Here is a 22292-nt window from a genome sequence, read left to right on the forward strand (position 1 = left end):
TAAAGCACAGACTTCAGGAGACCACACTGCCGGTGTTTTTTGGTCCACCGGCCCTGGCCACCACAATCTGGCCGCGACCTCGCTCCTTGGCCAGATACAGCGCAAGATCTGCCGCACGGATCAAGTTAGTGGCCCTCGCATGCTGCGGCCAGGTTGCCAGCCCAATGGAGACGGACACCGGGCCAATATCATGGGACTCGTACAGAATATGGTGGGTGAGCACGTTGTGCAGCAGCTGCTCGGCCAGTTTGCGGGCGTTTTCCTCGGTGGTATCCGGCAGCATAATCAGAAACTCTTCGCCGCCGTAGCGGAAGGCCGTACCCCGATCGCCAAGGGTTTCCACCAGCAACTGGGCGATTTCTCGCAGCACTTTATCACCCGCTTCATGGCCGTGGCTGTCATTGAGTTTTTTGAAATAATCAATGTCCAGCATCAGGCAACTCAGGCAACTGTTGCTGGTCATTGCCATATCGATCATTGAGCGCAATGACTCTTCCAGGTTGAGGCGATTACGCAGCCCGGTGAGCGGATCGTGGGCGGCTTTTTCGGTCAGGGTATCGCGCAGTCCCTGATTAGCCAGCGCCAGGGCGAGAGTCTCCGCCATCAGCTCAAGGTAGGCGTAGGGCGGTTCTTTCGCCTGGTCCGGCTGGTCGAAGGTCAACAGGCCAATGGTTTTGTTCTGGGCGATCAGCGGTACGCAAATAGCGCGGGCCGCAAGCTCCGGCACAATATGTTCGCACGGCATATCCACCGAATCACGGGACGGGCAATGCAACTGGCCGCGCTTCAGCGCCCAGCAGGCGTCAGGTAAGAAGGGGGCGTCTTCCCCCGCAGGCAGCAGCCAGCGAGTGGCGGATTTCATCCTGTTGGTACGCGCATCAAGGATATACAGGCGGCCTGGCAAGTCCGGTATAATCCGTGGCGCAAAACGGCTAACCACCCGGATGATCCCGCTCTGGGAATCACATCCCTGCAAACGCTGGGTCATCCTTGCCAGCAGGGTACGTGAAGCCCATTCCGCGTCACGCTCCTGCTCCAGTCGCTGGCGGGCAAGGCCGTTTTCACGAAAGATATGAATGGCCTGCGCCATATCGCCAATTTCGTCCACCTGCGCCAGCACCGGCGTTTCCACCGCATAATCCTGAGTCGCCAGTCGGTTGACCACATCGCTTTACGTCACCACCGGGCGCAGGATCCGGTGTTTGATAATAAAGCCGAGCACAAATAAAAAGAGCAGGGCGGTGAAACCGACCATGATTTCCGACAGGGTACGTAGCCGCTGCGACAGCGCGGTCGCCTGGCTAATGACCTCATCGGTACGCTGATCGGAGAGACTACGGAAATGGGAAAAACGGTATTCTGCCTGGCTTAACTGATCTTCATAAGGCTGACCGAAAAGGATGTCGATGGCGTCATTTTTGTTTCCTGCCTCCACGGCGGCCATCGCCTGGCGTTGTTTATTCTCCAGTTCCCTGAGCACTTTCATTCCGTCGCGCAGGATCAGAATTTCTTCGGTCGTGGCATTGCGGTCCCGGAACCTGACCAGCCGATCTTCCAGCTTAATGTCGATATCCAGTTGCGCCCGCCAGGCTTCGATATGCTCTGGCAGTGGTCGTATCGCCGCTTCCCGGGCCAAATCAGTTAACGCAAAGGCATCGCGTTCCAGCTCATCGATCAGCGTGTCTGATACCCGGCTGTGAGCAACGGCTTCACGTTCAGCCCGTTCGGCATTAGAGGCGGTAAAGAGCGCCACGCCTGAAGAAAGCGTCAGCACCACGGTGGCGATATAAGCAAAATTCGTGATCGTTGCGATACGCACGTAATCACCTTTTATTATTAAGGAAAATCAGGAGAGATCATCTAAGCGTTTACCACTCTTCGTTATAAATCAAGCCGCAACATAAACGTAATTTTTACGTCACATTTCCTGCCTATAGTCGGCGGCATCAAATCCCAAAGAGGATAACAATATGTTTGCTCCCCTGACTTATGTGCAGGTGGACGCGCCCCGTTGGTTGCAGACCACGGGTGTTTGCGGCTTTCTCATTGTGGGAGGGCGCTAATGGACGCGTTCACTGATATCCGCCTTGACGGTGTTTCGTATGCTTTTGGTACGCATACCGTTCTCAATCAGATCGATCTCCATATTCCCGCCGGCGCCGTTGTGGCATTGCTCGGCCCTTCCGGCTGCGGCAAAAGTACCCTGTTAAGGCTGCTTGCCGGACTGGCTCAACCATTGCTGGGCACCATTACCTTCGGTAACCGGCTGGTGGCAAAAGCCGGATGGGCGCTGCCGCCGGAATCACGTGATATTGGCATGGTCTTTCAGGACTATGCCCTCTGGCCGCATATGACCGTCGAAGATAACGTCGCCTTCCCGCTAAAAATGCGCAATGTTCCGCGTGCACAACGGGAAACCCGTGTGGCCGCAGCGCTTGAACGCGTCGGGCTTGGCGAGTTCGCGAAGCGTAAACCTTCGGGGTTGTCCGGTGGTCAGCAGCAGCGCGTTGCGCTGGCCAGGGCGATAGTCGCCGAGCCACGGGTATTACTCTTTGATGAACCCCTTTCCAATCTCGACAGTGAACTGCGTGAATCGCTGTGCCGTGATATGGCCGTACTGCTTCGCCAGCTCGGTATTACCGCTGTTTATGTCACTCACGATCGCGGTGAAGCCGGGATCATCGCTGACCGTATCGTTCATCTGTCTGCTGGTCGGGTGGATGCCATCCGTTCTGTTACATCATCCTCAGGGGAAATTGCATGAAAGCCAGACTGTCCGTGAAGAAAGGAGTTGTGTTAGCTATGGCGTTATCGTCTGTCATGATGTCCAGCGCCCATGCGCTTACCGTCTATACCGCCGGTCCAGGCACCCTGGCAAAAGGCCTTGCCAGCGGCTTTGAGAAAAAGACCGGTGTGAAAGTGGATGTTTTTCAGGCCACCACCGGGAAAGTGATGGCCCGCCTGGAGGCTGAACAGGCCAATCCGCAGGCAGATATCCTGATCTCCGCCTCCTGGGATACCGCCGAAGATTTGCATAACCGCGGCTGGTTGCTGCCTTATCAGAGCGCCAATGCGGCAAATGTACCGGCCACGTTGAAAAGCGCGGATTATATTGCTCAGGGTATCTCTGCGCTGGGGATCGTCTGGAACACCAAAAGCGGTACGCCGGAGCCAAAAGAGTGGCAGGATCTGACCCGCGCTGAATTTAAAGACAAGGTGACGACCCCGGATCCGGCACTGTCCGGGGCCTCCCTCGATCTGCTGATCGGCCTGCAAAATGGGATGGGCGATAAGGCCTGGTCTCTGTTCGATGCGCTGAAAAACAATGGCATGGTGGTGAGCGGCCCGAACGCTCAGGCGGTGACGCCGGTTATGCAGGGGGCAAAAGCAGCGGTCTTTGGCGCGGTCGATTACGTGACCTACGGCAACATTGAACAGGGGGAATCTCTGAAGGTGATTTTCCCGGCCAGCGGAACGGTGATTGCCCCGCGCCCGATGATGATCCTCAAAACCACTCCGCATGAAGCCGATGCGAAAGCCTTTGTTGACTACGTGCTCTCGCCGGAAGGGCAGAAAATGGTGGCCGACGCCTGGCTGATGCCGGCCCGTACCGATGTACAGGCAAAACGTCCACTGTTTACCGAACTGAAGGTGCTGCCCACCAAAAACGACGGTACCAGCGAGCGTAGCGATGTGCTTAAACGCTTTAACGCACTTTTCGCCCAGTAACCTTTACCCGGCGGGGGCAACTCCGCCTTTCGGACTGCCGCTGTGAACCAACGACTACTCTCTCTGGCAACCCTCACCGTGCTGGTGGTGCTGGTTGCGTTACCGCTGTTATTTATTGTGCTGCAGGCCATCTTTCCGCAGTTCAGTGCCGGAAAGCTTAGCGGGGCATTTTCCGGGATCGGACCGCTGCTTGCGGAGCCTCAACTGGCGGCCATGTTTGCCGGTACGCTGCAGATTGCGACCGGCGTTGCCCTGCTCAGCGCCTGTATTGGCCTGCCGCTCGGTGTGGCGCGGGGATTGTTTAACTTACCCTGTCCGCGGCTGTGGGATCTGCTGTTTCTGATCCCCTTTCTGACGCCGCCCTATATCGCCGCGCTGTCGTGGATGCTGGTGCTGCAAACCAACGGCTATCTGGCGCAACTGCTGGGTTTTGATCTCAATAATCTGCTGTTCAGCAAGAGTGGGATCGTACTGGTGATGACGCTCAATATCTTCCCGGTGGTCTATTTTGCCGTATCCCGTAGTCTGCTTGCCAGCGGGCAGCGAATGGCGCTGGTGGCCAGAGTGCATGGCGCAACGCCCTGGCGTGCCTTTGTGCATATCACGCTGCCTTTGCTGTCGCCGTCGCTGGCCGGGGGCATGTTGCTGGCCTTTACCCTGGCAACTGAAGAGTACGGCGTACCGGCGGCACTGGGAGCGCGTTCCGGAGTGGTGATGCTCACCGTGGGCATTGAAAAGCGGCTTGCCGACTGGCCCGTCGATCTGCCGGGGGCTTTTGTGCTCTCTTTGAGCCTGATAGCCATTGCCCTTAGCGCCTGGTGGCTGCAGGGCAAGCTGACGGGGGGCAAAGATGTTACCAGCGTGACGGGTAAACCGACGGAAAACATGGGCGCAAATCCCGGCATGATGGCCGTGCCGATGGTGCTGGCGCTGGCGTTTGTCGGCTTTCTGGCCGTCGTGGTGCCAGGGCTTTCGATGGCGGTCACTGGGGTGATGTCGACGCTCTCGGGGGGATTATCCCTGGCCAATGCCACCAGCGCCCACTACGCGGCGTTATTTGCTCAGCAAGGGGATGCGCTGACGGCGCTGGGTACCAGCCTGTCTCTGGCGCTGGCCTCGGCGCTGGTCACCGGCGGTGTGGGATTAGTTGCCGCCTGGCTGGTGGTGGTGCAACAAATCAAAGGTCGTAAGGTGATTGATGCCCTGTCGCTGATGCCTGCGGCATTGCCGGGTATTGTCGTTGGGGTGGGATTGATCCTGCTGTGGAACCGCACTTTCTGGCCGGTTTCACCTTATAACAGCTGGTTTATTTTGCTGCTCTCTTATTGCTGTTTACTGCTGCCCTGGCCGGTACGCTATGTCAGCAGCGCTTTGCGTCAGCTCGGCGGCAACCTTGAACCTGCGGCGCGGGTGCATGGCGCCAGCGCTTTTCAGGCGCTGCGCTATATTGTTCTGCCGCTGGTCTTCCCGGCTATGTTAGCCGCCATGCTGATGGTGTTTGCGGTTGCCTCGCGCGAACTGGTGACCTCGTTACTGCTGGCGCCAGCGGGTACGCAGACCGTCGCCGTCTTTATCTGGCGGCAGTTTGAGCAGGGTTCGGTCGGGCAGGGAATGGCGATGGCAACCTTAACGCTGGTCAGCGGGCTTATATTAATGCTGACTGCGCTGGCGATTATGCAGCGTGGCACGCAACGATAAATACAGAGCACAAAATCGCCCATCAGCCAGAAAAAATACGTTATAACAGAAGGACATCTATAGCAGGAGCTGGTTATGACCCCTTTTCTGGACGCCTATTTCGCCCGTATTGATTTTGCTGGTAAACCGGATGTGAGTATCGACACATTGCGGTCTTTGCATGCGCTGCACAACGCGGCCATTCCGTTTGAAAACCTCGATGTGGTGCTGCCCCGTGAAATCGAACTGACCGACGAGGCGATTTTTAACAAACTGGTGGTCGCCCGTCGCGGCGGCTACTGTTTTGAACAGAATGGACTCTTTGAACGCGTTCTGCGTGAGATTGGGTTTAACGTCCGCAGTTTGCTGGGCCGGGTGGTGCTTTCAAATCCGGCGCAGATGCCGCCGCGTACTCACCGGGTGCTACTGGTGACCCTGGACGATCAACAGTGGCTGGCCGACGTTGGATTCGGCGGGCAAACCCTGACCGCGCCAGTGCGTCTGGCGGCGAACATTGAGCAGGAGACGCCGCATGGTCTGTACCGTCTGCAGCCTGCCGGAACTGACTGGATTTTGCAGTTCCGCCACCATGAAAAATGGCAATCGATGTACCAGTTAGAGATAGGGCCGCAGTATCAGGCCGATTTTGTGATGGGCAATTTCCATTCGGCGCACTGGCCGCAGTCCCATTTCCGCCATCATTTATTGATGTGCCGCCATTTCACTGACGGCAGCAAACTGACGCTCACCAACTTTCACTTTACCTGGTGGAAAGCAGGCCAGGTTATCAAAGAGATCGTTGCCCCCGATGCCCGGAGCCTGCATGGGCTGCTGCAAGAGCATTTTGGTCAGGGGGCCGATCATCCGCAGTATGGCTTCAGCGCGGATGCTCTCGAGGTGACAATGTCACGTTTTAATCTTCATGAGGAAGGGCGCTAAACAGCTCCTGATGTATGCTGGCATCCAGATGTCTGTCGAAGGTGGAGTCGTCGATATCTGGTATGCCCAGCACGCAGATACCATCCAGCCCACAGACCAGGGCGATTAAGCGCCAGGCAATGTTTTCTGGCGTGTCGGTGGGGGTGAATTCCCGGGCCGCAACCCCGGCAGAAATGATCTCCACAACTTTGTTGTGCCACATCTCCATGCTCAGCACCCAGGCGGCTTTCAGTTCCGCTTCTTTGCTGATCTGCAACTGCACTTCCCGCCACAGGTGAATATAGGCATCCAGCCCGCCTTCATCGCTGCCCAGCATCGCGTGTAAACGTTCCCGCCAACTGGCGGTGTCAGGCAACACGTTGACCTCCAGAACGTCGCGGCTGATACGGATAAAGGCTTGCGCTTTTAACGAGTCCACCGAGGCGAAATGATGGTGGACCTGGCCAGTGGCCACGGCGGCTTCGGTCGCAATCCGGCGTACCGTCATTGCACTGATGCCTTCGGCAAGGGCCACGCGTATGGCGGCCTGTAAAATGATCTCACACCGCTGATCCCGAGTTAAATAAGCCACATAGCCCCCTTTATCCATTGATCGGGCGAAGTTTAACAAAAAGCTGGACAGATGTTCAATATTCCGTAGGATCGCATTTCTGGACGTGTGTCCAACAAATGAAAGAGGGTGTTATGTTTCGGCAGTGGTTGACGCTGGTTATTATTGTGCTGGTCTATATTCCGGTGGCAATTGATGCCACGGTGTTGCATGTGGCATCCCCGACGCTCAGCGCGGAACTGGCGACCAGCAGTAACGAATTATTGTGGATAATCGATATCTATTCCCTGGTGATGGCCGGAATGGTGCTGCCGATGGGGGCGCTGGGCGATCGTATTGGCTTTAAGCGATTGCTGCTTACCGGCAGTGGGATATTTGGCCTTGCTTCTTTGCTGGCGGCGTTTTCCGGCTCTGCCGGGCAGTTGATTGCTGCGCGGGCGCTGTTGGCAACAGGTGCGGCAATGATAGTTCCGGCGACCCTTGCCGGGATCCGCACCACCTTTACCCACGCCGCCCAGCGTAATATGGCGCTCGGCGTCTGGGCCGCCGTGGGATCCGGCGGCGCAGCCTTTGGTCCGCTGATTGGCGGATGGCTGTTGGCCCATTTCCACTGGGGCGCGGTATTTTTGATTAATGCCCCGATTGTGCTGCTGGTTATGATGCTGACGGCGCGCTTTGTACCGCCTCAGCAGGGCAGACGTCAGCAGCCGCTGAATCTGGCGCAGGCGTTTATGCTGATTGCGGCCATTCTGCTGCTGGTGTGGAGTGCAAAAACGGCAATCAAAGGAAGTGTTGCGACCTGGGGCGTGGCCGCGGCCTTTTCTGTCGGCGGCATTCTGCTGATGGCTTTTGTGCGCCAGCAACTGGCGGCGAGTGTGCCGATGATCGATCTGCGGCTGTTTGCCCAGAGGATTATTTTGTCCGGGGTGGTGATGGCGGTGACGGCGATGATAGCCCTGGTTGGTTTTGAACTGCTGATGGCGCAGGAATTACAGTTTGTTCACGGCTTCACCCCTTTTGCCGCTGGCATTTTTATGCTGCCGGTGATGCTGGCCAGTGGCTTTAGCGGCCCGATTGCCGCAATACTGGTCTCACGTCTAGGGCTACGGCAGGTTGCGGCAGGGGGAATGGCGCTCAGTGCCGTCAGCTTTCTTGGTTTGTCGGTCACCAACTTTGCCACTCAGCAAACCCAGGCCTGGATCCTGATGGCCCTGTTAGGTTTTAGCGCAGCCAGCGCGCTGCTGGCCTCTACCGCCGCAATTATGGCGGCAGCCCCCAAAGAGAAAGCGGCCTCGGCGGGAGCGATTGAAACCATGGGGTATGAGCTTGGGGCGGGGCTGGGAATCGCGCTGTTTGGTCTGATCCTGACCCGCAGCTTCTCCACCTCCATCACGCTGCCAGGCGGACTGAGTAGTGAACAGGCGGCGCAGGCGTCTTCCTCTATTGGCGAGGCATTTCAGCTGGCGCAGAGGCTTTCGCTGCCCACCTCCGGGGAGGTTATTTCTGCGGCGAAATCAGCGTTTATTACCTCGCACAGCGTGGCGCTGGCAACTGCAGGGGCATTGTTATTGCTGCTGGCTTTTGGCGTCTGGTTTAGCCTTGCCGGGCTTGATAAAACCGTCAGCAGGGTCGAGCCAGACGGGGATCGAGGGTAAAGGGTTCGGATTTGACGCTTTTCAGTACCTTTGCCGCCTGAGGGTGCTCGGGATTAAACAGCGCGTTCCACTCGCCGGTGATGGTGCTGGGGACGCGCAGCATCAGGCCGTTGGTTGTCGATGCCAGCCAGTCATCGCCGATATGCTGAGTGGAGACGGGCGGCGGATCGGCCTTCCAGTCTTCAGGCAGTGACGCTAAATCCAGGGTGGCGACCAGATTGCGGGGAACGTTGAGGGTTAAAAAGCAGTAGCCGAGGGCAAGATCTTCAATGTCGAGATGGACCAGGGTTTCAAGCACACACAAGGCTCTGGAGGAACCGAGGTAGACGCAATCCTTGCCGGGGGAATTCCAGCGTCCGCCCCAGGTGCGGGCTCCATAGCCATCGAAGGCCGTGGCGGCGTATTTGTCTTTTACCAGCCGCCAGAAGGTGATGTTTTCCATTAATTAATTGACCACACCGTGTTCAATACGGCCGATCAGCGTCAGGACGGCTTCCGCTCCGGCGGGGGTGGAGAGCAAATCCGCCGGCTTTTTACCGCCCAGTCCCTTGGCCGGTTTAATGAGCCACTGCGCCATGCGCTCGCTGTTGCCATTAAAGAGTTCGCGGGCGGCGCTGATCACCCGGGCTAAAGTGTAAACCCGCGCACTTTGTTCCGGGGAGAAGCGTTTTTCAGCGCTGTTAAGGCGACGGTTATAGGTGTTGCGGTCAATACCCGCCATCCGGCAGAGCATGACTTCATCGAGGGCGACGGCGCCTGCGATATCGCGCAGCACGCCTGCATTCAGTCCCACGCTGATGCTGTCATGGGCCGCAATCGCCGTCGCGGGCAGTCCCAGAATACTGAGCAGATCGTGCGCTGCGGCACGGGTGCCGGGAGTATAGAGTTGCATAGGTGCGCTCCTTTTGTTCATTTGATATTTATTTTAGTTCAAATGAACAGGCGGGGCAATCTTCGTTACTGCTGACGGGTCGCCCACCAGCAAAGTAACGAACCAGCGCAGACCATTATGGCGCCTTGCCAGAATGCGAACGAGAGCGGGGCGCTTAGTACAAAGGCGGCCAGCGCAGAAGACAACACTGGCGTAAAGTAAGAGGCCGCAGCCAGTACCGCCACGTGACCGTGTAAAATCCCGACGTTCCAGGCAGCATAACCCATTCCCAGCGCAATGGCGGTTAGCACAAGTTTGATAACCACCGGTACGCTGAATTGCATCGGCGGTTGTTCGCTGAGGAAAAACTTCACCCACAGCGTGGCTGCCGTCAGCAGAATAAACAGGGTAATGCCGTTTGCGCCACGGGCATATTTGCGGGTGACGGTGCAGTTCATCGCCCAGATAAAGGCTCCGGCGAAGGCCAGCGCATAGCTGAGAGGACTGGAGAGAATATTTTGCCGGATATCGTGCAGATTAATGCCCTGTTCACCGCCTAAAACCCAGCTCACGCCGACAACCGCCAGCAGCAAGCCCGGCACTACCAGCCATGTGGATTTTTGACCGGTAAACAGAATGGCGAAGAGTATTGTCAGGCTGGGCCATAAATAATTGACCATTCCGACCTCAATGGCCTGCTGGCGCGTTCCGGCATAGCCCAGCGATAACGCCAGACACAGTTCATAGCAGACAAACAGAACGCTGCCCGCCAGCAGATAGCCGCGTGGAAAACGCCGCAAATCAGGGAAGCCAACGGTGAACATAAGCAGGATCGCGCTCAGGGTGTAGATCATCGCCGCTCCTCCTACCGGTCCCAGTCCTTCGCTGACGGCACGAATCAAACCCACCATCGTGCTCCACAAAACAATGGCGGCAAGGCCGGTCAATGTTGCTCTTTGTTTATTCACATCCATCCTGCTTTTTTACTTTTAACAACGGCAAACAGGGGAATGTATAGTACTTTGCCTGCTATGCAAACTCTTGCGTCACTTAGCCGCACTCACAGGGACGGACATTCACAATCCGTGGCGTTGATATGGATTAATCCGCCAGAACGCTGATTTGATCTGGATCACACTTAACCAATGGCTGATAATAACCGCTGCATTTTTTTAACAAGTGGTTGTGGTATGAAAAAGACGATTTTTTCGTTAGCACTTGGCACCTTTGGCCTCGGCATGGCGGAATTTGGCATTATGGGTGTGCTCACGGAGCTGGCGAAAGATGTCGGCATTACCATTCCTTCCGCCGGGAACATGATCTCCTTTTATGCTTTTGGCGTGGTGATCGGCGCGCCGATCATCGCCCTGTTTTCCAGTAAATTCTCGCTGAAAACGATCCTGCTGTTTCTGGTCGCCATGTGTGCGGTCGGCAATGTAATTTTTACCTTCTCAACCTCCTATACCATGCTGGCGATTGGGCGGCTGGTCTCCGGTTTTCCGCATGGCGCATTCTTTGGCGTGGGCACCATTTTGCTGTCAAAAATCGCCCCGCCGGGAAAAGTAACCCTGGCGGTTGCGGGGATGGTGGCAGGGATGACGGTCGCAAACCTGGCCGGGGTTCCTGTTGGCACATGGCTGGGACATGCGTTTAGCTGGCGCTACACCTTCTTTCTTATCGCCATCTTTAACCTTCTGGTGATGCTGTCGATTATTGTCTGGGTGCCAAAACTTTACGACAGGGCAGAAACGCGCCTGTCTGAGCAGTTTCGCTTTCTGAAAAAACCAGAGCCCTGGCTTATTTTCTCTGCCACCATGTTTGGTAATGCGGGGGTCTTTGCCTGGTTCAGCTTTGTGAAGCCGTTTATGCTCAATGTCTCGGGTTTCCCGGAACTGTTTATGACCGTCATCATGATGCTGATGGGATTAGGTATGGTGCTGGGAAACCTGATGAGCGGCAGATTGTCCGGGCGTTTTAGTCCGCTGCGTATTGCCGCCACCACCGACCTGGTGATTGTGTTGTCACTGCTGATGCTGTTTGCGTTCGGTGAAAATAAGATAGCTTCGCTGACCATGGGCTTTATCTGCTGCGCGGGCCTGTTTGCGCTTGCCGCACCTTTGCAGATTTTGCTTATTCAGAATGCCAAAGGCGGCGAGTTGCTGGGGGCGGCGGGTGGTCAGGTCGCCTTTAACCTTGGCAGTGCGATTGGCGCGTATTTTGGCGGGCTGATGATAACCATTGGCCTGAGCTGGGATTATGTCACGCTGCCGGCGGCCATTCTTTCGTTCTCGGCAATGTCGTCATTACTGATGTACGGGTATATGAAGACCCGTCGCAGCCGGCCAGAAGGGCCAGTTCTGGCCTGAGAAGAGCACCGCTCCTGAAAGGGAGCGGTTAAGGTAACGTCATAAGACGCTGAAGTGTCGAAATATCGATATGTTTTTGTGCCCGGGCCAGACTCCAGGCGTTTTGCAGCTGAAGCCACATATCGGCTGAGCTACCAATAACCACCGACAATCTGACGGCCATCTCTGGCGTCAGGACGGCTTTCCCGGACAACAGGCGACTTGCCGTTGACGGCGCAATATCCATTGCCCGGGCAAAAGTCCGCAGGCCAATATTAAGCTCATCCAGTGCTTCCTGAATGATCTCCCCGGGATGGGGGGGATTCGCCATTTTCATCAGTGGTAGTCCTCATAATCAAGAATCCAGGCATCACCATCGCTAAACTCGAAGGTTAATCGCCAGTTGGCAGAAACCGTAATAGCCCAAATGCCCTGCCTGGCGCCCCCGAGAGGATGTAACCGATAGCCAGGCAGGTCGATATCATTGAGATGTGACGACGCGTGAATAACAGCAAGTCTTCTGCGTAATCGTTGTATATGCTCAACCTTTACGCCGCGCTCCGTGCCATTAAGAAACAGGTCCCGAAGTCCTTTGTGGCGAAAACTCCTGATCATCATCACTCCCTGTTCCCTTCCGCGGAACAATATACAGTCTGTTGCGTCATGCGCAACACTCCTTCCACCATCAAATAACCTTAAGGGAAAATATGTGTGGCGGTTAGCATATTGTCTGTAATCAGGAGGGCGGCTCGCAGAATATTAATCCCGCATCCACGGGGTGATACTTAAGCCGACCAGCATGCCTTCGGGGCTGAGTAACCGGCTGATACTTTGCCCCCAGGGCTCCAGGCGATTAGCCACCAGCAATTTGTAACCCTGGTCCTGCAAATGTTGCGTGGCACGGCTCAGGTCTTCCACTTCAAATTCGATCCAGCTTTGCGGCACCGGTAGATCCGCAGGCCAATGTTCTTTGCCAAAGCAGGACTCAGCCGCCTGCGACAGCGGCCAGAGCGCAAAGTGTTTAGCCCCCTTAAGCGCATCATGATCGGCGACCAGATACTCTTCATTGCCTTCCATCCCTTTCAGGGGAAGACCTAAGGTGGCCTGATAAAAGGCGGCGCTCGCTTTCACATCGCGGGGAATGGGGCCAAAACCCGCAATAAACAGTACATCCAGCCCGCTTGCAGAGATATCCATCTGCACTTCTCCTTTAGTTAATGGTGAGCAAAAAATCAGGGTTCAGATGAGCGTAAGAGCAGAGTGGCGGTAATGCAAATGCCCCATACCGGCACATAACCCGCCGGTATGGGGTTAACACTTACAGCAGAATGGCGCTTATCCGCTTAATCTCCTCTCGCCACTGCGCCTGTCGGGCCGGTTTTTGATGGGCGACTTTGCGGGCCAGATCCTGCTCAAGCAGGGCTTCAAGCTCGATCAGCCGTTCCAGCAGGGCGTCGTTTTCATCTTCACCGGCAATAGCGGAAATCTGAGGTGACGACGACATATCTCCGGCAAGCGACGACTTCTCACCGAGGACGGCGCAGGCGGCATCAACGTCATGCCATTCGCTAAACTGCCCGTCGTGGATGAGCCAGAAGCGGTTGCAGCTGGCCCGGATAAGTTCCCGGTCATGGCTGACCAGCAACACGCCGCCGCTGAACTGCCCCAGAGTCTGTGCCAGCGTCTCTTTACCGGCCATATCCAGATGGTTTGTCGGTTCGTCCAGCAACACCAGGTTGTAACGCGCCAGCGACAGGCCAACAAACAGCAAACGCGAACGTTCGCCACCGCTTAGCGTCGCCACCTTTTGTCCATGGCGGGACCAGGAAAAACCCGCGCTGATAAGGGTTTTTTTACGTAGTTCCGCTGAGGGGGCAAAAGGGGTCAGTGCGTCCAGCAGCGTTGCGTTATCCGGCAGTTGCTCAAGCGACTGATCGTAATAGCCGCTGTGCAGACGCGGATGCAGCTGGATTTCCGGCACACCGTCAGCGGACGACAGATGCCGCCAGATAAGACGCAGTAACGAGGATTTCCCGCAACCGTTTTGCCCGATAATCGCGACCCGGTCGCCGGTTTTTATCCGCGCCAGCGCAACCCTGAACAGAGCGGGAAGCTCCGGGGCGGCGCAAACGGCCAGATTTTCCAGCGCCAGCAAACGATCGGCCACCAGAGGTTCGCCTTGCAACGCCAGACGCCACTGAGAACCGGCGGTAAGTTGTGTCTGGCTCTCTTTCAGGCGCTCCACCTGCTTTTCCATCTGTTTGGCTTTGCGGGCCAGGTCTTCGTTGTCATAGACCCGCCCCCAGGTCGCCAGCCGTTTTGCGCTGGTGGTCACGCGGTCAATTTCCTTTTGCTCAGCCTTGCGGCGCAGTGCATCACTGCTATCCCGCTCACTCAGCGCCTGACGAGCCGCAGAACAGGGAAGGGAAAAACAGTGCAACTGCTGATCACGCAGGATCCAGCTGCCATTGGTCACGGCATCCAGCAGGACTTTGTCATGGGAGACCAGAACAAAACTGCCTTGCCAGCGTTGCAGGAACTGCTCAAGCCACAGCAGGGTGGGCAAATCGAGATGGTTGCTGGGTTCATCCAGTAGCAGCAGATCCGGCTCATTGATGAGCGCCCGGGCCAGTAACAAACGGGTATGCTGCCCGCCGCTCAGCGTTGCCGCCGGGAGGTTTATCTCGCTGGCGCTCAGCCCCATGCCCGCCAGCAGCGATTCAGCCCGCCAGCGTTGGGCTTCACGCGCCTCCAGCGGGAGCTGCGCCAGCACGGCATCCAGCAGCGTTAGCGGGCGTAGCGCATCAGGAAGATGCTGCTCAACCCGCGCCAGCAGACAGTGACTGGCGACCGAGACCGTGCCGTTTATCGGCGCAAGAGTGCCGTCGAGGACTTTTAAGAGCGTGCTTTTGCCGCAGCCGTTATCGCCGATAAGGCCCAGCCGATCGCCCTGTTTCAGGGTAAAGGAGATGTCAGAAAATAACGGGCCGAAGGCCGTTTCAACACGTAATGATTGTGCAGACAGTAATGTGCTCATTTCTTACTCAAGAGTTACAGGCATAAAAATGCCTCGTCAAACATCGCTGACGATAACCCGGTAAGCCCGAGGGAAGGGAGTTAGTTAGCTTCGCTCAAGCCGAAGTTATCGCAGCACGATACCGATAACGCTTGAGCTGGTGCGATCACCAATAGTACGTGAAACGAAAAAGATTTCACTGTACAGCATAATTATCCTCCTTTTTATTCAGTAAGTTGATGAGTGAAAGGAGTGTAGCCTGGGGGGAGAGAGAATGCCACAAGGTTTACCGGGCGGGCGTTACTGCCTCACCCGGTAAATTGAAACCGCAGATCAGATTGAGGTGCGGCGGTAGTTACGGTACTCAGGCTTCCAGAAGTTGTCGTCGATGGCCTGCATCAGCGCCTCTTCTGAGGTCTTGACCGCGATACCCTGCTGCTGGGCGATTTTACCCACCGCAAAGGCGATGGCGCGGGAGACCACGTGAATATCTTTCAGCTCAGGTAGCACCAGTCCTTCGCCGTTGATTAGCAGCGGCGAGTATTTTGCCAGGGTTTCGCTGGCCGACATCAGCATATCGTCAGTAATACGCGATGCGCCGGAGGCGATAACGCCAAGACCGATACCCGGGAAAATATAGGAGTTGTTACACTGGGCGATCGGATAGGTTTTATCATTCCACACGACCGGGGCAAACGGGCTGCCGGTGGCAACCAGCGCCTGGCCGTCGGTCCAGCTGATAATGTCCTGCGGCGTGGCTTCCACACGGGAGGTCGGGTTGGAGAGCGGCATAACGATCGGGCGCGGGCAATGCTTGTGCATTTCGCGAATGATCTCTTCCGTAAACAGACCGGCCTGGCCGGAAACGCCAATCAGAATATCCGGCTTCACATTGCGCACCACCTCCAGCAGGGAGATGGCTTCTGCGCTGGTGTCCCAGCTTTGCAGATTCTCACGCTTTTGCACCAGCTTACTCTGGAACGGCAGCAGGTTAGGCATCTGGTCGGTGAGCAGGCCAAAACGGTCAACCATATAGACGTTCTGACGTGCGGCGTCTTCGCTAAGTCCTTCGCGCTTCGTCTGGGCGACAATCTGTTCGGCGATACCGCAACCGGCAGATCCCGCACCGAGGAAGACAATCTTCTGATTACTGAGCTGGCTGCCTGCAGCACGGCTGGCGGCAATCAGGGTACCGACGGTAACCGCGGCCGTTCCCTGAATATCATCATTGAAACAGCACACTTCATCGCGGTAGCGGTTGAGCAACGGCATGGCATTTTTCTGGGCGAAGTCTTCGAACTGCAACAGCACGTTCGGCCAGCGGTGGGTCACGGCCTGGATAAACTCATCCACAAAGGCGGTGTAATCATCCCCGGTAATACGCGGATGACGGGAGCCCATATACAGCGGATCGTTGATCAACTGCTGGTTATTGGTGCCGACATCCAGTACCACCGGCAGCGTATAGGCCGGGCTGATGCCGCCGCAGGAGGTGTACAGCGAGAGTTTGCCGATAGGGATCCCCATACCGCCAATGCCCTGATCGCCCAGACCAAGGATACGTTCGCCGTCGGTCACCACAATCACTTTGATATTGTGGTTAGGCACGTTTTGCAGGATGTCATCCATGCTGCCGCGGTTGTTCCAGGAAATAAACACGCCGCGCGCGCGACGGTAGATTTCGGAGAAGCGTTCACAGGCCCAGCCTACGGTTGGGGTGTAAATAACCGGCATCATCTCGTCGAGGTGATTTTCCACAAGACGGTAAAAGAGGGTTTCGTTAGTGTCCTGGATATTGCGCAGGTAGATATGCTTATCAATATCCGTCTTAAAGCCCTGATACTGCAACCAGGCGCGCTCGGCCTGTTCCTCAATGGTTTCCACCACTTCCGGCAGTAAGCCAAGCAGGTTGAAGTTGCTTCGCTCTTCGACGCTAAAGGCGCTGCCTTTGTTGAGCAACGGGAATTCAAGTAACAGTGGCCCTGCATAAGGAATATACAACGAACGATTTTTATTATGCTTCGAATACATCTTACAACTCCTGAGTCATTGAACCCGCAGCGAATGCGTGCTCGCGTCGGGGTACTGCGGCGCGCGCCAGTATAAATCATCAAAATGTTAAATACTTGATGCGTGCATGATTTAGGAGATGAATTTTATGGAGTTAATACCACCCCGGGCGGGGTGGCAGAGTATGAAAGTGCGCTTAGTTTACGCGGGCATGACGACCTGAACGGTGGGTGACCAGGCTGTGACTGCCATCTTTGTTCACTACTTTCCTGATATTTGAGACTTTATAATCCAGCCCCAGGATATGACGTGCCTGACGGTTCGACTTCATATGTACTCCTTAATCCAGTGATATTTCAAGGGTGAGCCCGTAAGTTTGCGGGCTGATGTCATCTCTTCCGGCGCGGGGATACGTCGTCCCGCAGGGCTTATCCTCTGCTATCTTTGCGCCTGCTGCAACCGACGGGATCGGCTTTCAGAACAGTCCGTGAGTCAGGGCGTGGCAAACAACCGGCTCAGATCGCCACCCAGTCGCGTGTTACGCAGCGGGCGCTGCTGCTGGCGAAAGGCATCAAGACTTTCCGGGCAGTGCTCCAGCGCGCACCAGCCTTCAAGCCAGGCCAGATTTGTCGGCTGGTGGCTAAAGGCGAGATCCTGCTGGCTGCCGGTTTTCTGCCGGAAGGCCTGCGGGTCATGTAATCCGGCGATCGTCAGTTCCGCCAGGCGTGCCAAGGCATTATGGTTTTCTTTAGTCACCTCAACCCCGTTGCTGCGGGCAAAAAGGGCGATCATCACCAGCGGTTGAAGAGCATAGTTGTGATACGCCAACGCCCGTTGCCGACGGCGCAGTTCATTGGGTAAGAAACCGTCTTTATCGACCTGGTATGCCGCCGTCCGGTAGATGGCCAGCGCGTGCTGAAAAAGGGACTCGCGCTGGGTCACCACCGACGTTGCCATGATGGCCCACGCGGCCCAGTAACTGTGATTGTTGGTTTTTTCCAGCGGAAGGGTTGACCAGTCGGCGACCACAAGGTCGGCCAGTTGACCCAGCCAGCGTTCAATGCGTTCAGAAGGCGCAGCCCTGGCCTTTAGCGGCTGCTGAGGGGAATATTGCAGTTGCAGCCACGCCGAGGACAAACTGGCCAGCGCCCATTTGCGCATCGAACGGCCGGTATGGTTGGTGTCCGTTGCGCTCAGGGCATCTGCCTGCGCCCAGCCTGCAAGCCCCTTGACCACGCAGGCAACACGGGCCGGGTCGCCGTCACGCTCATAGCCGATAACCAACTGGCTCACCTGCTTTTCAAGGGTTGTGATTGCGGAGGTCTGCTGGTGGAAGTCCTGTTCGCTGACTGGATTTAGCGTGGCACGGGCGCCGTCGGAACCGGCGTATTTGCTGGAAAACTGTAGCGCTGCGGTAAAGGGAGCAGGGAAGTCCGGGCAGCGAAAACGGGAAGGGGATGCAGGGGTGCTGGCGGGTGGGCGCAGATAACCCGGTGGCGGAACCAAAGCCTGCTTCGCCTGCGCCGTCGAAACAGCAATCAGCAACAGCAGGAAGACCCGGAGCAAAGAAAACATGAGCGTGCTACCTGTATAACAAAAAACTGACTATAGCACGCTCACCGAATGTGCTTAGCTGCCGCCGAACACATGTACCGCCCGGTGCAGACGAGCCGCGCGTTCTGAGAGATCTTCTGCCGTGATGGTGACGTTTTCCACCATGCTGGTGTTATTGTGGGTCATGGTGCCAATACGTGATACCGAAGTGTTAATCAGCTCCAGCGCCAGCGTCTGTTCCTGAGTGGCCGTACCAATCTCTTTAATCATGGTCGACATATTCAGGACGTTATCGATCATCGTCGTTAAATGTTTTTCCGTATTTTCGACCATATCGACACCGTTTTTCACATTGGTGACGTTCTGCTCAATCAGCGTCTGGATCTCACGGGCTGCTGACGCAGAATGCTGAGCCAGGTTACGTACTTCCGCTGCCACAACGGCAAACCCACGCCCTGACTCACCGGCTCGCGCCGCTTCCACTGCGGCATTAAGCGCCAGGATATTGGTCTGGAAGGCAATGCTGTCAATCACGCCGATGATGTCAACAATCTTACTGTTGTCCGAAGAGAGCGACTGCATCATGGCGATGGCCTGTTTCATAATCTTGCCGCTGTTTGTCGCATTGGTGCTGGTCTCATCGGCACGGTGCATGGCCTCGGAGGCGGTTTCTGCGGTCTGTTTGACGGCACTGGCGATTTCTTCAACCGCTGCGGCAGTCTGATGCAGATCCGCTGAGGTTTCCTCCGTGCGTTTTTGCAGAGACTCGCCTTCTTCGGTGATGCGCTGACTGATTTTACGGATGCCGTTGATCTGGGCTGAAACATCGCCGACCAGAGAATTGAGGTTTAACCCCGACTGGTTAACCAGGCGCAGCAGCATGCCAATCTCATCCACACGGTTGAAGGTGTAGTAATCTGACTTACGCCCGGAGACCACTTTTTGCATCTGAGTAAGAATGGTTTTCAGTGGCCGGGAAACTTGCGCCAGTAAATAAAACGAAAGCGCCGCTAATGTAATCAGTGTACTTCCGGCTTTTTCCAGTGCGCCTAATTCAGTAAATTGCAAAGCACTCAGTAATACCGCTGCGGTGATAATACCCAGATTGATACGACGGCTGACGCTGATTCGTTGAAACACCGATAAGAAAGAAAGCAGGCCACGCCTTACCACCAGCCCTTTATAAAAACGAAAGCCGCGTAGTTTATTCTCATTTACCTGCTTATATAAATTATCGCTGGCTTCTATTTCTTCGCGTGAAGGTATATTACGTACTGAAATATATCCGGTTAGATTTCCTTGTTGATATACCGGAGTAACATTCGCACGCACCCAATAATGGTCGCCATTCTGCCGACGGTTTTTGACCAACCCGGTCCAGCTCTCTCCCTGCTGGATGGTAAACCACAAGTCCCCAAAGGCGGCAGGGGGCATGTCCGGGTGGCGGATGATATTGTGAGCCTCACCGACGAGCTGATCTTCAGTAAATCCACTGGCATCAATAAACGCCGTATTAGCATAGGTAATATGACTATGCGTACTCGTTGTTGATAACAGCGTAGTGCCTTCGTTAAGCAAAAGCTCTTTCTGTGTAACGGGAGTGTTACGCTTCATGAATAACCCCATAATGAACTGCGAACAATAAAACTGAATAGGCTATGCCGCTAATGGCTTTTTTATATTTACCAGTCAGTTGGAATGTTTTTTTAACGCAGGGTCATTTTCCACTAATAAGTGGATAACTGAAAGTAGGCAGTGTAAATATTTTTTAAGTTAGACTTACTTCTTATTATTTAAATATTGTTATGATTTTGCAAAAGAAAAAATAACGATCAAATTTTAGCCGGTAAGATTTATTTGCCTAATGCAAATTAATGGTGGGACATGCGGAAGTGAGGTGAAAATAACCGATAAAAAAAAGAAACATTAACATCGCCGGTTAATAGATCTACATTACTGTAAAAAATTTGTCATAATCGGGAAGGATTTTTACGCTTCAATAGCAACAGCAAATGAAGTATAGCTAAATCTGCCCGCAGTGGTGTGGGGAGGTGATCGTTTCTGCATGGAAAGGTGAGTCTTTGAAATTGCCGCGAAGGCTTATGGGGACTGGGATTGCGGAAATTTATTGAATCTGCACTGAAAAAAAATAATGAGAAAAACTAGATATTTTTGCGATTAATTTTGCATTCTTATGTTTGCGTTTAGATCGAATTTAAAGACCGTTTAAGCATGTTTTGCATCAATCCATTTATCGTATATTAAGACGACAAAGAAAGAAGTTGGTTATCACAATTCATCTGCTTAACCGGCCTTCTTGTCATTTATTGTTAGGTCTGAATCGGCTACGCTGCGATCGGCCTCAGGTGTCCCTTTTTTCAATTGTTCATGCAACCGCAGCAAGCGTTCTTGCTCGTTCGGAGACAACGTTAACCATTTTTCTGCATGGGATGTTTCACCGCTTAGTAATGCTAATACACCTTTAACCCCTATTTTTGCAAACACATCAATTAGCTGGTTTTTTTCCTGAGAGTTCAAGGCCTCAAAAAACATAGCCCACGTCAAAGATAAGAATTTTTCGTCTTTAATTGGTGTAGCTGTCATTGCTGTTTGAATGCTGTTGTCCACGGCGGATTGGTGCGTTTTCTCCGAACTAGTCGAGCTATGGATCTCATCGCATACAACTGTCTCTACGCCATTACCTATCCATCCTATCGAGACGTTCTCCTTCCTCGCAATACTTATTGCCACTTTGAGTGATGGAATCGTCCCCCTCGTCAAATAGTTGTTTAATGTGGAGAACGACAAGCCCCAATCGTTCGCTGCGGCACGCACAGTTCTGTTCCCGATGAGTGTTCTCAAGCGGTCGGCAATACTTTCTTTTCCATTATCTTCTATAGCAAGTTCATTTTCTTTTTCTGAAATCATTTTCTTTCCTTCCTAACTATATGAAAAAAATAACAAAACCCAAAAAAGGCAATTCATTGTGCTCATAAAGGCAAAAGAAAGGAGCTCTTTTGCTTTACTTGTGCTCTATGTGGATCAATAATTACACCAACGGATAAGCCGCACGGTTAACTATTTAGGGTAATCGAAGTATGGAAAGAAATGAAGTCCAGCATGACTGGCACCGTATTGACATTGTTGCCGCTCTTCACAAGCGAGGTGTGACTATGCGTGGTCTTTCCACCAGTGCAGGTCTCAAACCCGACACACTTAAAAATGCGTTGCATCGTTCATACCCGAAGGGAGAGCGCATCATTGCTGATGCTCTCAATGTGACACCTGCATCCATATGGCCAAGCCGTTATAACAAGGACTAATCATGTTCGTGACAGTTAACGAATTGGTCGGGCTTCCTGGTTTGCCGACAACTCAACAAGGGTTGAGATATAGCCTAAATAAAGTCGCCTGTAATTCCCCAGAGCTGGTACGTAAGCGCTCTGGAAGTAAAGCTTTTGAATACCACATCGACTGTCTGCCGGAACAGGTTCGTGAAATTATCAGGGAGCGCCATTATCGCGAGATCCTGCAGCAAGATAGCGATGATTCAGGTCAACCTTCGCAACGTGTGAATACAACAACACGTGATGAACTTAAGTTATTACGTCAATGCCCGGCACTTCTTGAAAGAGAGGTGGGATATCTTACTGAGAAACAAAAAGAAATTGCCGATGCCCGTGCCACGCTGGCGCTGTATGTTGAAAAGCTTCGCGATGCTGGCATGTCACGCACCGCAGCCGTCAATTATGTTTCCCTAGAATCCCGTAAGGGGAGGCTGCCCGCACATCTGCTCAAGGCTGCGGAGTTGTCTAGGCAGTGTCCCTTAATTGCATAACCTCTTGTAAAACAATCGGATGCAACCCAGCTTGACCATTGAAAGATAATTCCTCGCCGTTTTGTCGTAACGTGTTGCAATGCGCCGGTATTCTTTCAGGCGACCAAA

At 54.5% G+C, this 22292-nt stretch carries 21 protein-coding genes and 2 pseudogenes; 8 read left to right on the plus strand and 15 right to left on the minus strand.

Annotated features, from left to right (window positions below; genetic code table 11):
• Positions 1–13: 13 nt before the first annotated feature.
• A pseudogene (locus ACSZO4_RS08990) lies at positions 14–1819 on the minus strand (diguanylate cyclase).
• A gap of 243 nt (positions 1820–2062) precedes the next feature.
• Here ACSZO4_RS08990 and ACSZO4_RS08995 point away from each other — a divergent pair.
• The 4 genes from ACSZO4_RS08995 to ACSZO4_RS09010 all read left to right on the plus strand — a co-directional run bounded on the left by ACSZO4_RS08995 (position 2063) and on the right by ACSZO4_RS09010 (position 6345).
• Positions 2063–2764, plus strand: coding sequence for an ABC transporter ATP-binding protein (locus tag ACSZO4_RS08995; RefSeq protein ID WP_437888553.1), 702 nt, complete (start codon positions 2063–2065; stop codon positions 2762–2764).
• Positions 2761–3729, plus strand: a complete 969-nt coding sequence (locus tag ACSZO4_RS09000) for an ABC transporter substrate-binding protein (protein WP_437888555.1) — start codon at positions 2761–2763, stop codon at positions 3727–3729. The genes ACSZO4_RS08995 and ACSZO4_RS09000 overlap by 4 nt, the downstream gene beginning before the upstream one ends.
• A 42-nt stretch (positions 3730–3771) precedes the next feature.
• Entirely contained in the window at positions 3772–5427 is a 1656-nt protein-coding gene (locus tag ACSZO4_RS09005; RefSeq protein ID WP_437888557.1) for an ABC transporter permease, read from the plus strand.
• Between the two features lie 75 nt (positions 5428–5502).
• Positions 5503–6345, plus strand: coding sequence for an arylamine N-acetyltransferase (locus ACSZO4_RS09010; RefSeq protein ID WP_437888558.1), 843 nt, complete (start codon positions 5503–5505; stop codon positions 6343–6345).
• On the opposite strand, the gene ACSZO4_RS09015 is transcribed toward ACSZO4_RS09010, so the two are convergent.
• Positions 6320–6916, minus strand: a complete 597-nt coding sequence (locus ACSZO4_RS09015; RefSeq protein WP_437888559.1) for a TetR family transcriptional regulator — start codon at positions 6914–6916, stop codon at positions 6320–6322. The two genes, ACSZO4_RS09010 and ACSZO4_RS09015, sit on opposite strands and share 26 nt — an antisense overlap.
• Before the next feature lie 113 nt (positions 6917–7029).
• On the opposite strand from ACSZO4_RS09015, the gene ACSZO4_RS09020 reads away from it, so the two are divergent.
• On the plus strand, positions 7030–8550 hold the full coding sequence (locus tag ACSZO4_RS09020; protein WP_437888561.1) for a SmvA family efflux MFS transporter: 1521 nt from the start codon (positions 7030–7032) through the stop codon (positions 8548–8550).
• Here the strand turns inward: ACSZO4_RS09020 and ACSZO4_RS09025 are convergent.
• The 3 genes from ACSZO4_RS09025 to yddG form a co-directional block, all read right to left on the minus strand.
• Complete coding sequence (locus ACSZO4_RS09025; protein ID WP_437888563.1) at positions 8516–8992, minus strand: RES family NAD+ phosphorylase; 477 nt, start codon at positions 8990–8992, stop codon at positions 8516–8518. The genes ACSZO4_RS09020 and ACSZO4_RS09025 overlap by 35 nt on opposite strands.
• Positions 8993–8995: 3 nt before the next feature.
• Complete coding sequence (parS, locus tag ACSZO4_RS09030) at positions 8996–9442, minus strand: type II RES/Xre toxin-antitoxin system antitoxin (protein WP_437888565.1); 447 nt, start codon at positions 9440–9442, stop codon at positions 8996–8998.
• Positions 9443–9507: 65 nt separating this feature from the next.
• Positions 9508–10389, minus strand: coding sequence for an aromatic amino acid DMT transporter YddG (yddG, locus tag ACSZO4_RS09035; RefSeq protein WP_437888567.1), 882 nt, complete (start codon positions 10387–10389; stop codon positions 9508–9510).
• A gap of 222 nt (positions 10390–10611) precedes the next feature.
• On the opposite strand from yddG, the gene araJ reads away from it, so the two are divergent.
• Entirely contained in the window at positions 10612–11787 is a 1176-nt protein-coding gene (gene araJ / locus ACSZO4_RS09040; RefSeq protein WP_437888569.1) for an MFS transporter AraJ, read from the plus strand.
• 28 nt (positions 11788–11815) lie between these two features.
• Here araJ and ACSZO4_RS09045 read toward each other — a convergent pair whose 3' ends face one another.
• The 9 genes from ACSZO4_RS09045 to ACSZO4_RS09085 all read right to left on the minus strand — a co-directional run bounded on the left by ACSZO4_RS09045 (position 11816) and on the right by ACSZO4_RS09085 (position 21274).
• Complete coding sequence (locus tag ACSZO4_RS09045; protein ID WP_437888571.1) at positions 11816–12103, minus strand: HigA family addiction module antitoxin; 288 nt, start codon at positions 12101–12103, stop codon at positions 11816–11818.
• The gene (locus tag ACSZO4_RS09050) at positions 12103–12381 is read right to left on the minus strand and encodes a type II toxin-antitoxin system RelE/ParE family toxin (RefSeq protein ID WP_437888592.1); all 279 of its coding nucleotides are present in this window, start codon (positions 12379–12381) and stop codon (positions 12103–12105) included. Before ACSZO4_RS09050 ends, ACSZO4_RS09045 begins: the two co-directional genes overlap by 1 nt.
• A 144-nt stretch (positions 12382–12525) precedes the next feature.
• Complete coding sequence (locus ACSZO4_RS09055; protein ID WP_437888573.1) at positions 12526–12963, minus strand: VOC family protein; 438 nt, start codon at positions 12961–12963, stop codon at positions 12526–12528.
• A gap of 121 nt (positions 12964–13084) precedes the next feature.
• On the minus strand, positions 13085–14803 hold the full coding sequence (locus tag ACSZO4_RS09060; RefSeq protein ID WP_437888575.1) for an ABC-F family ATP-binding cassette domain-containing protein: 1719 nt from the start codon (positions 14801–14803) through the stop codon (positions 13085–13087).
• A gap of 312 nt (positions 14804–15115) precedes the next feature.
• The gene (locus ACSZO4_RS09065; protein WP_437888577.1) at positions 15116–16813 is read right to left on the minus strand and encodes an NAD-dependent malic enzyme; all 1698 of its coding nucleotides are present in this window, start codon (positions 16811–16813) and stop codon (positions 15116–15118) included.
• A 175-nt stretch (positions 16814–16988) separates the two neighbouring features.
• Positions 16989–17123, minus strand: a complete 135-nt coding sequence (gene sra, locus ACSZO4_RS09070) for a stationary-phase-induced ribosome-associated protein (RefSeq protein WP_437888580.1) — start codon at positions 17121–17123, stop codon at positions 16989–16991.
• A gap of 161 nt (positions 17124–17284) precedes the next feature.
• Positions 17285–18367, minus strand: coding sequence for a mannuronate-specific alginate lyase (locus ACSZO4_RS09075; protein ID WP_437888582.1), 1083 nt, complete (start codon positions 18365–18367; stop codon positions 17285–17287).
• A 54-nt stretch (positions 18368–18421) separates the two neighbouring features.
• Complete coding sequence (locus ACSZO4_RS09080) at positions 18422–19960, minus strand: methyl-accepting chemotaxis protein (RefSeq protein ID WP_437888584.1); 1539 nt, start codon at positions 19958–19960, stop codon at positions 18422–18424.
• Positions 19961–20650: 690 nt separating this feature from the next.
• Positions 20651–21274: a helix-turn-helix domain-containing protein gene (locus ACSZO4_RS09085; RefSeq protein ID WP_437888586.1), complete on the minus strand. Its 624-nt coding sequence runs from the start codon at positions 21272–21274 to the stop codon at positions 20651–20653.
• A gap of 170 nt (positions 21275–21444) precedes the next feature.
• On the opposite strand from ACSZO4_RS09085, the gene ACSZO4_RS09090 reads away from it, so the two are divergent.
• Together ACSZO4_RS09090 and ACSZO4_RS09095 are read left to right on the plus strand one after the other, a co-directional pair.
• The gene (locus ACSZO4_RS09090; RefSeq protein ID WP_437888588.1) at positions 21445–21669 is read left to right on the plus strand and encodes a helix-turn-helix domain-containing protein; all 225 of its coding nucleotides are present in this window, start codon (positions 21445–21447) and stop codon (positions 21667–21669) included.
• A 2-nt stretch (positions 21670–21671) separates the two neighbouring features.
• Positions 21672–22184: a DNA-binding protein gene (locus tag ACSZO4_RS09095; RefSeq protein WP_437888590.1), complete on the plus strand. Its 513-nt coding sequence runs from the start codon at positions 21672–21674 to the stop codon at positions 22182–22184.
• On the opposite strand, the pseudogene ACSZO4_RS09100 reads toward ACSZO4_RS09095, so the two are convergent.
• A pseudogene (locus tag ACSZO4_RS09100) lies at positions 22173–22292 on the minus strand (IS5/IS1182 family transposase); the annotation flags it as partial. The gene ACSZO4_RS09095 and the pseudogene ACSZO4_RS09100 overlap by 12 nt on opposite strands.

It is taken from the genome of Phytobacter sp. V91, assembly GCF_965644225.1.
Taxonomy (GTDB): domain Bacteria; phylum Pseudomonadota; class Gammaproteobacteria; order Enterobacterales; family Enterobacteriaceae; genus CBFFRJ01.

What these genes read in the sequence shown, in the direction of transcription:
- ACSZO4_RS08995 (WP_437888553.1), top strand. Translation starts at nt 2,063, where the DNA reads ATGGACGCGTTCACTGATATCCGCCTTGACGGTGTTTCGTATGCTTTT.
- ACSZO4_RS09000 (WP_437888555.1), top strand. Translation starts at nt 2,761, where the DNA reads ATGAAAGCCAGACTGTCCGTGAAGAAAGGAGTTGTGTTAGCTATGGCG.
- ACSZO4_RS09010 (WP_437888558.1), top strand. Translation starts at nt 5,503, where the DNA reads ATGACCCCTTTTCTGGACGCCTATTTCGCCCGTATTGATTTTGCTGGT.
- ACSZO4_RS09020 (WP_437888561.1), top strand. Translation starts at nt 7,030, where the DNA reads ATGTTTCGGCAGTGGTTGACGCTGGTTATTATTGTGCTGGTCTATATT.
- ACSZO4_RS09025 (WP_437888563.1), bottom strand. Translation starts at nt 8,992, where the DNA reads ATGGAAAACATCACCTTCTGGCGGCTGGTAAAAGACAAATACGCCGCC.
- parS (WP_437888565.1), bottom strand. Translation starts at nt 9,442, where the DNA reads ATGCAACTCTATACTCCCGGCACCCGTGCCGCAGCGCACGATCTGCTC.
- araJ (WP_437888569.1), top strand. Translation starts at nt 10,612, where the DNA reads ATGAAAAAGACGATTTTTTCGTTAGCACTTGGCACCTTTGGCCTCGGC.
- ACSZO4_RS09045 (WP_437888571.1), bottom strand. Translation starts at nt 12,103, where the DNA reads ATGAAAATGGCGAATCCCCCCCATCCCGGGGAGATCATTCAGGAAGCA.
- ACSZO4_RS09050 (WP_437888592.1), bottom strand. Translation starts at nt 12,381, where the DNA reads ATGATCAGGAGTTTTCGCCACAAAGGACTTCGGGACCTGTTTCTTAAT.
- ACSZO4_RS09055 (WP_437888573.1), bottom strand. Translation starts at nt 12,963, where the DNA reads ATGGATATCTCTGCAAGCGGGCTGGATGTACTGTTTATTGCGGGTTTT.
- ACSZO4_RS09060 (WP_437888575.1), bottom strand. Translation starts at nt 14,803, where the DNA reads ATGAGCACATTACTGTCTGCACAATCATTACGTGTTGAAACGGCCTTC.
- ACSZO4_RS09065 (WP_437888577.1), bottom strand. Translation starts at nt 16,813, where the DNA reads ATGTATTCGAAGCATAATAAAAATCGTTCGTTGTATATTCCTTATGCA.
- sra (WP_437888580.1), bottom strand. Translation starts at nt 17,123, where the DNA reads ATGAAGTCGAACCGTCAGGCACGTCATATCCTGGGGCTGGATTATAAA.
- ACSZO4_RS09075 (WP_437888582.1), bottom strand. Translation starts at nt 18,367, where the DNA reads ATGTTTTCTTTGCTCCGGGTCTTCCTGCTGTTGCTGATTGCTGTTTCG.
- ACSZO4_RS09080 (WP_437888584.1), bottom strand. Translation starts at nt 19,960, where the DNA reads ATGAAGCGTAACACTCCCGTTACACAGAAAGAGCTTTTGCTTAACGAA.
- ACSZO4_RS09085 (WP_437888586.1), bottom strand. Translation starts at nt 21,274, where the DNA reads ATGATTTCAGAAAAAGAAAATGAACTTGCTATAGAAGATAATGGAAAA.
- ACSZO4_RS09090 (WP_437888588.1), top strand. Translation starts at nt 21,445, where the DNA reads ATGGAAAGAAATGAAGTCCAGCATGACTGGCACCGTATTGACATTGTT.
- ACSZO4_RS09095 (WP_437888590.1), top strand. Translation starts at nt 21,672, where the DNA reads ATGTTCGTGACAGTTAACGAATTGGTCGGGCTTCCTGGTTTGCCGACA.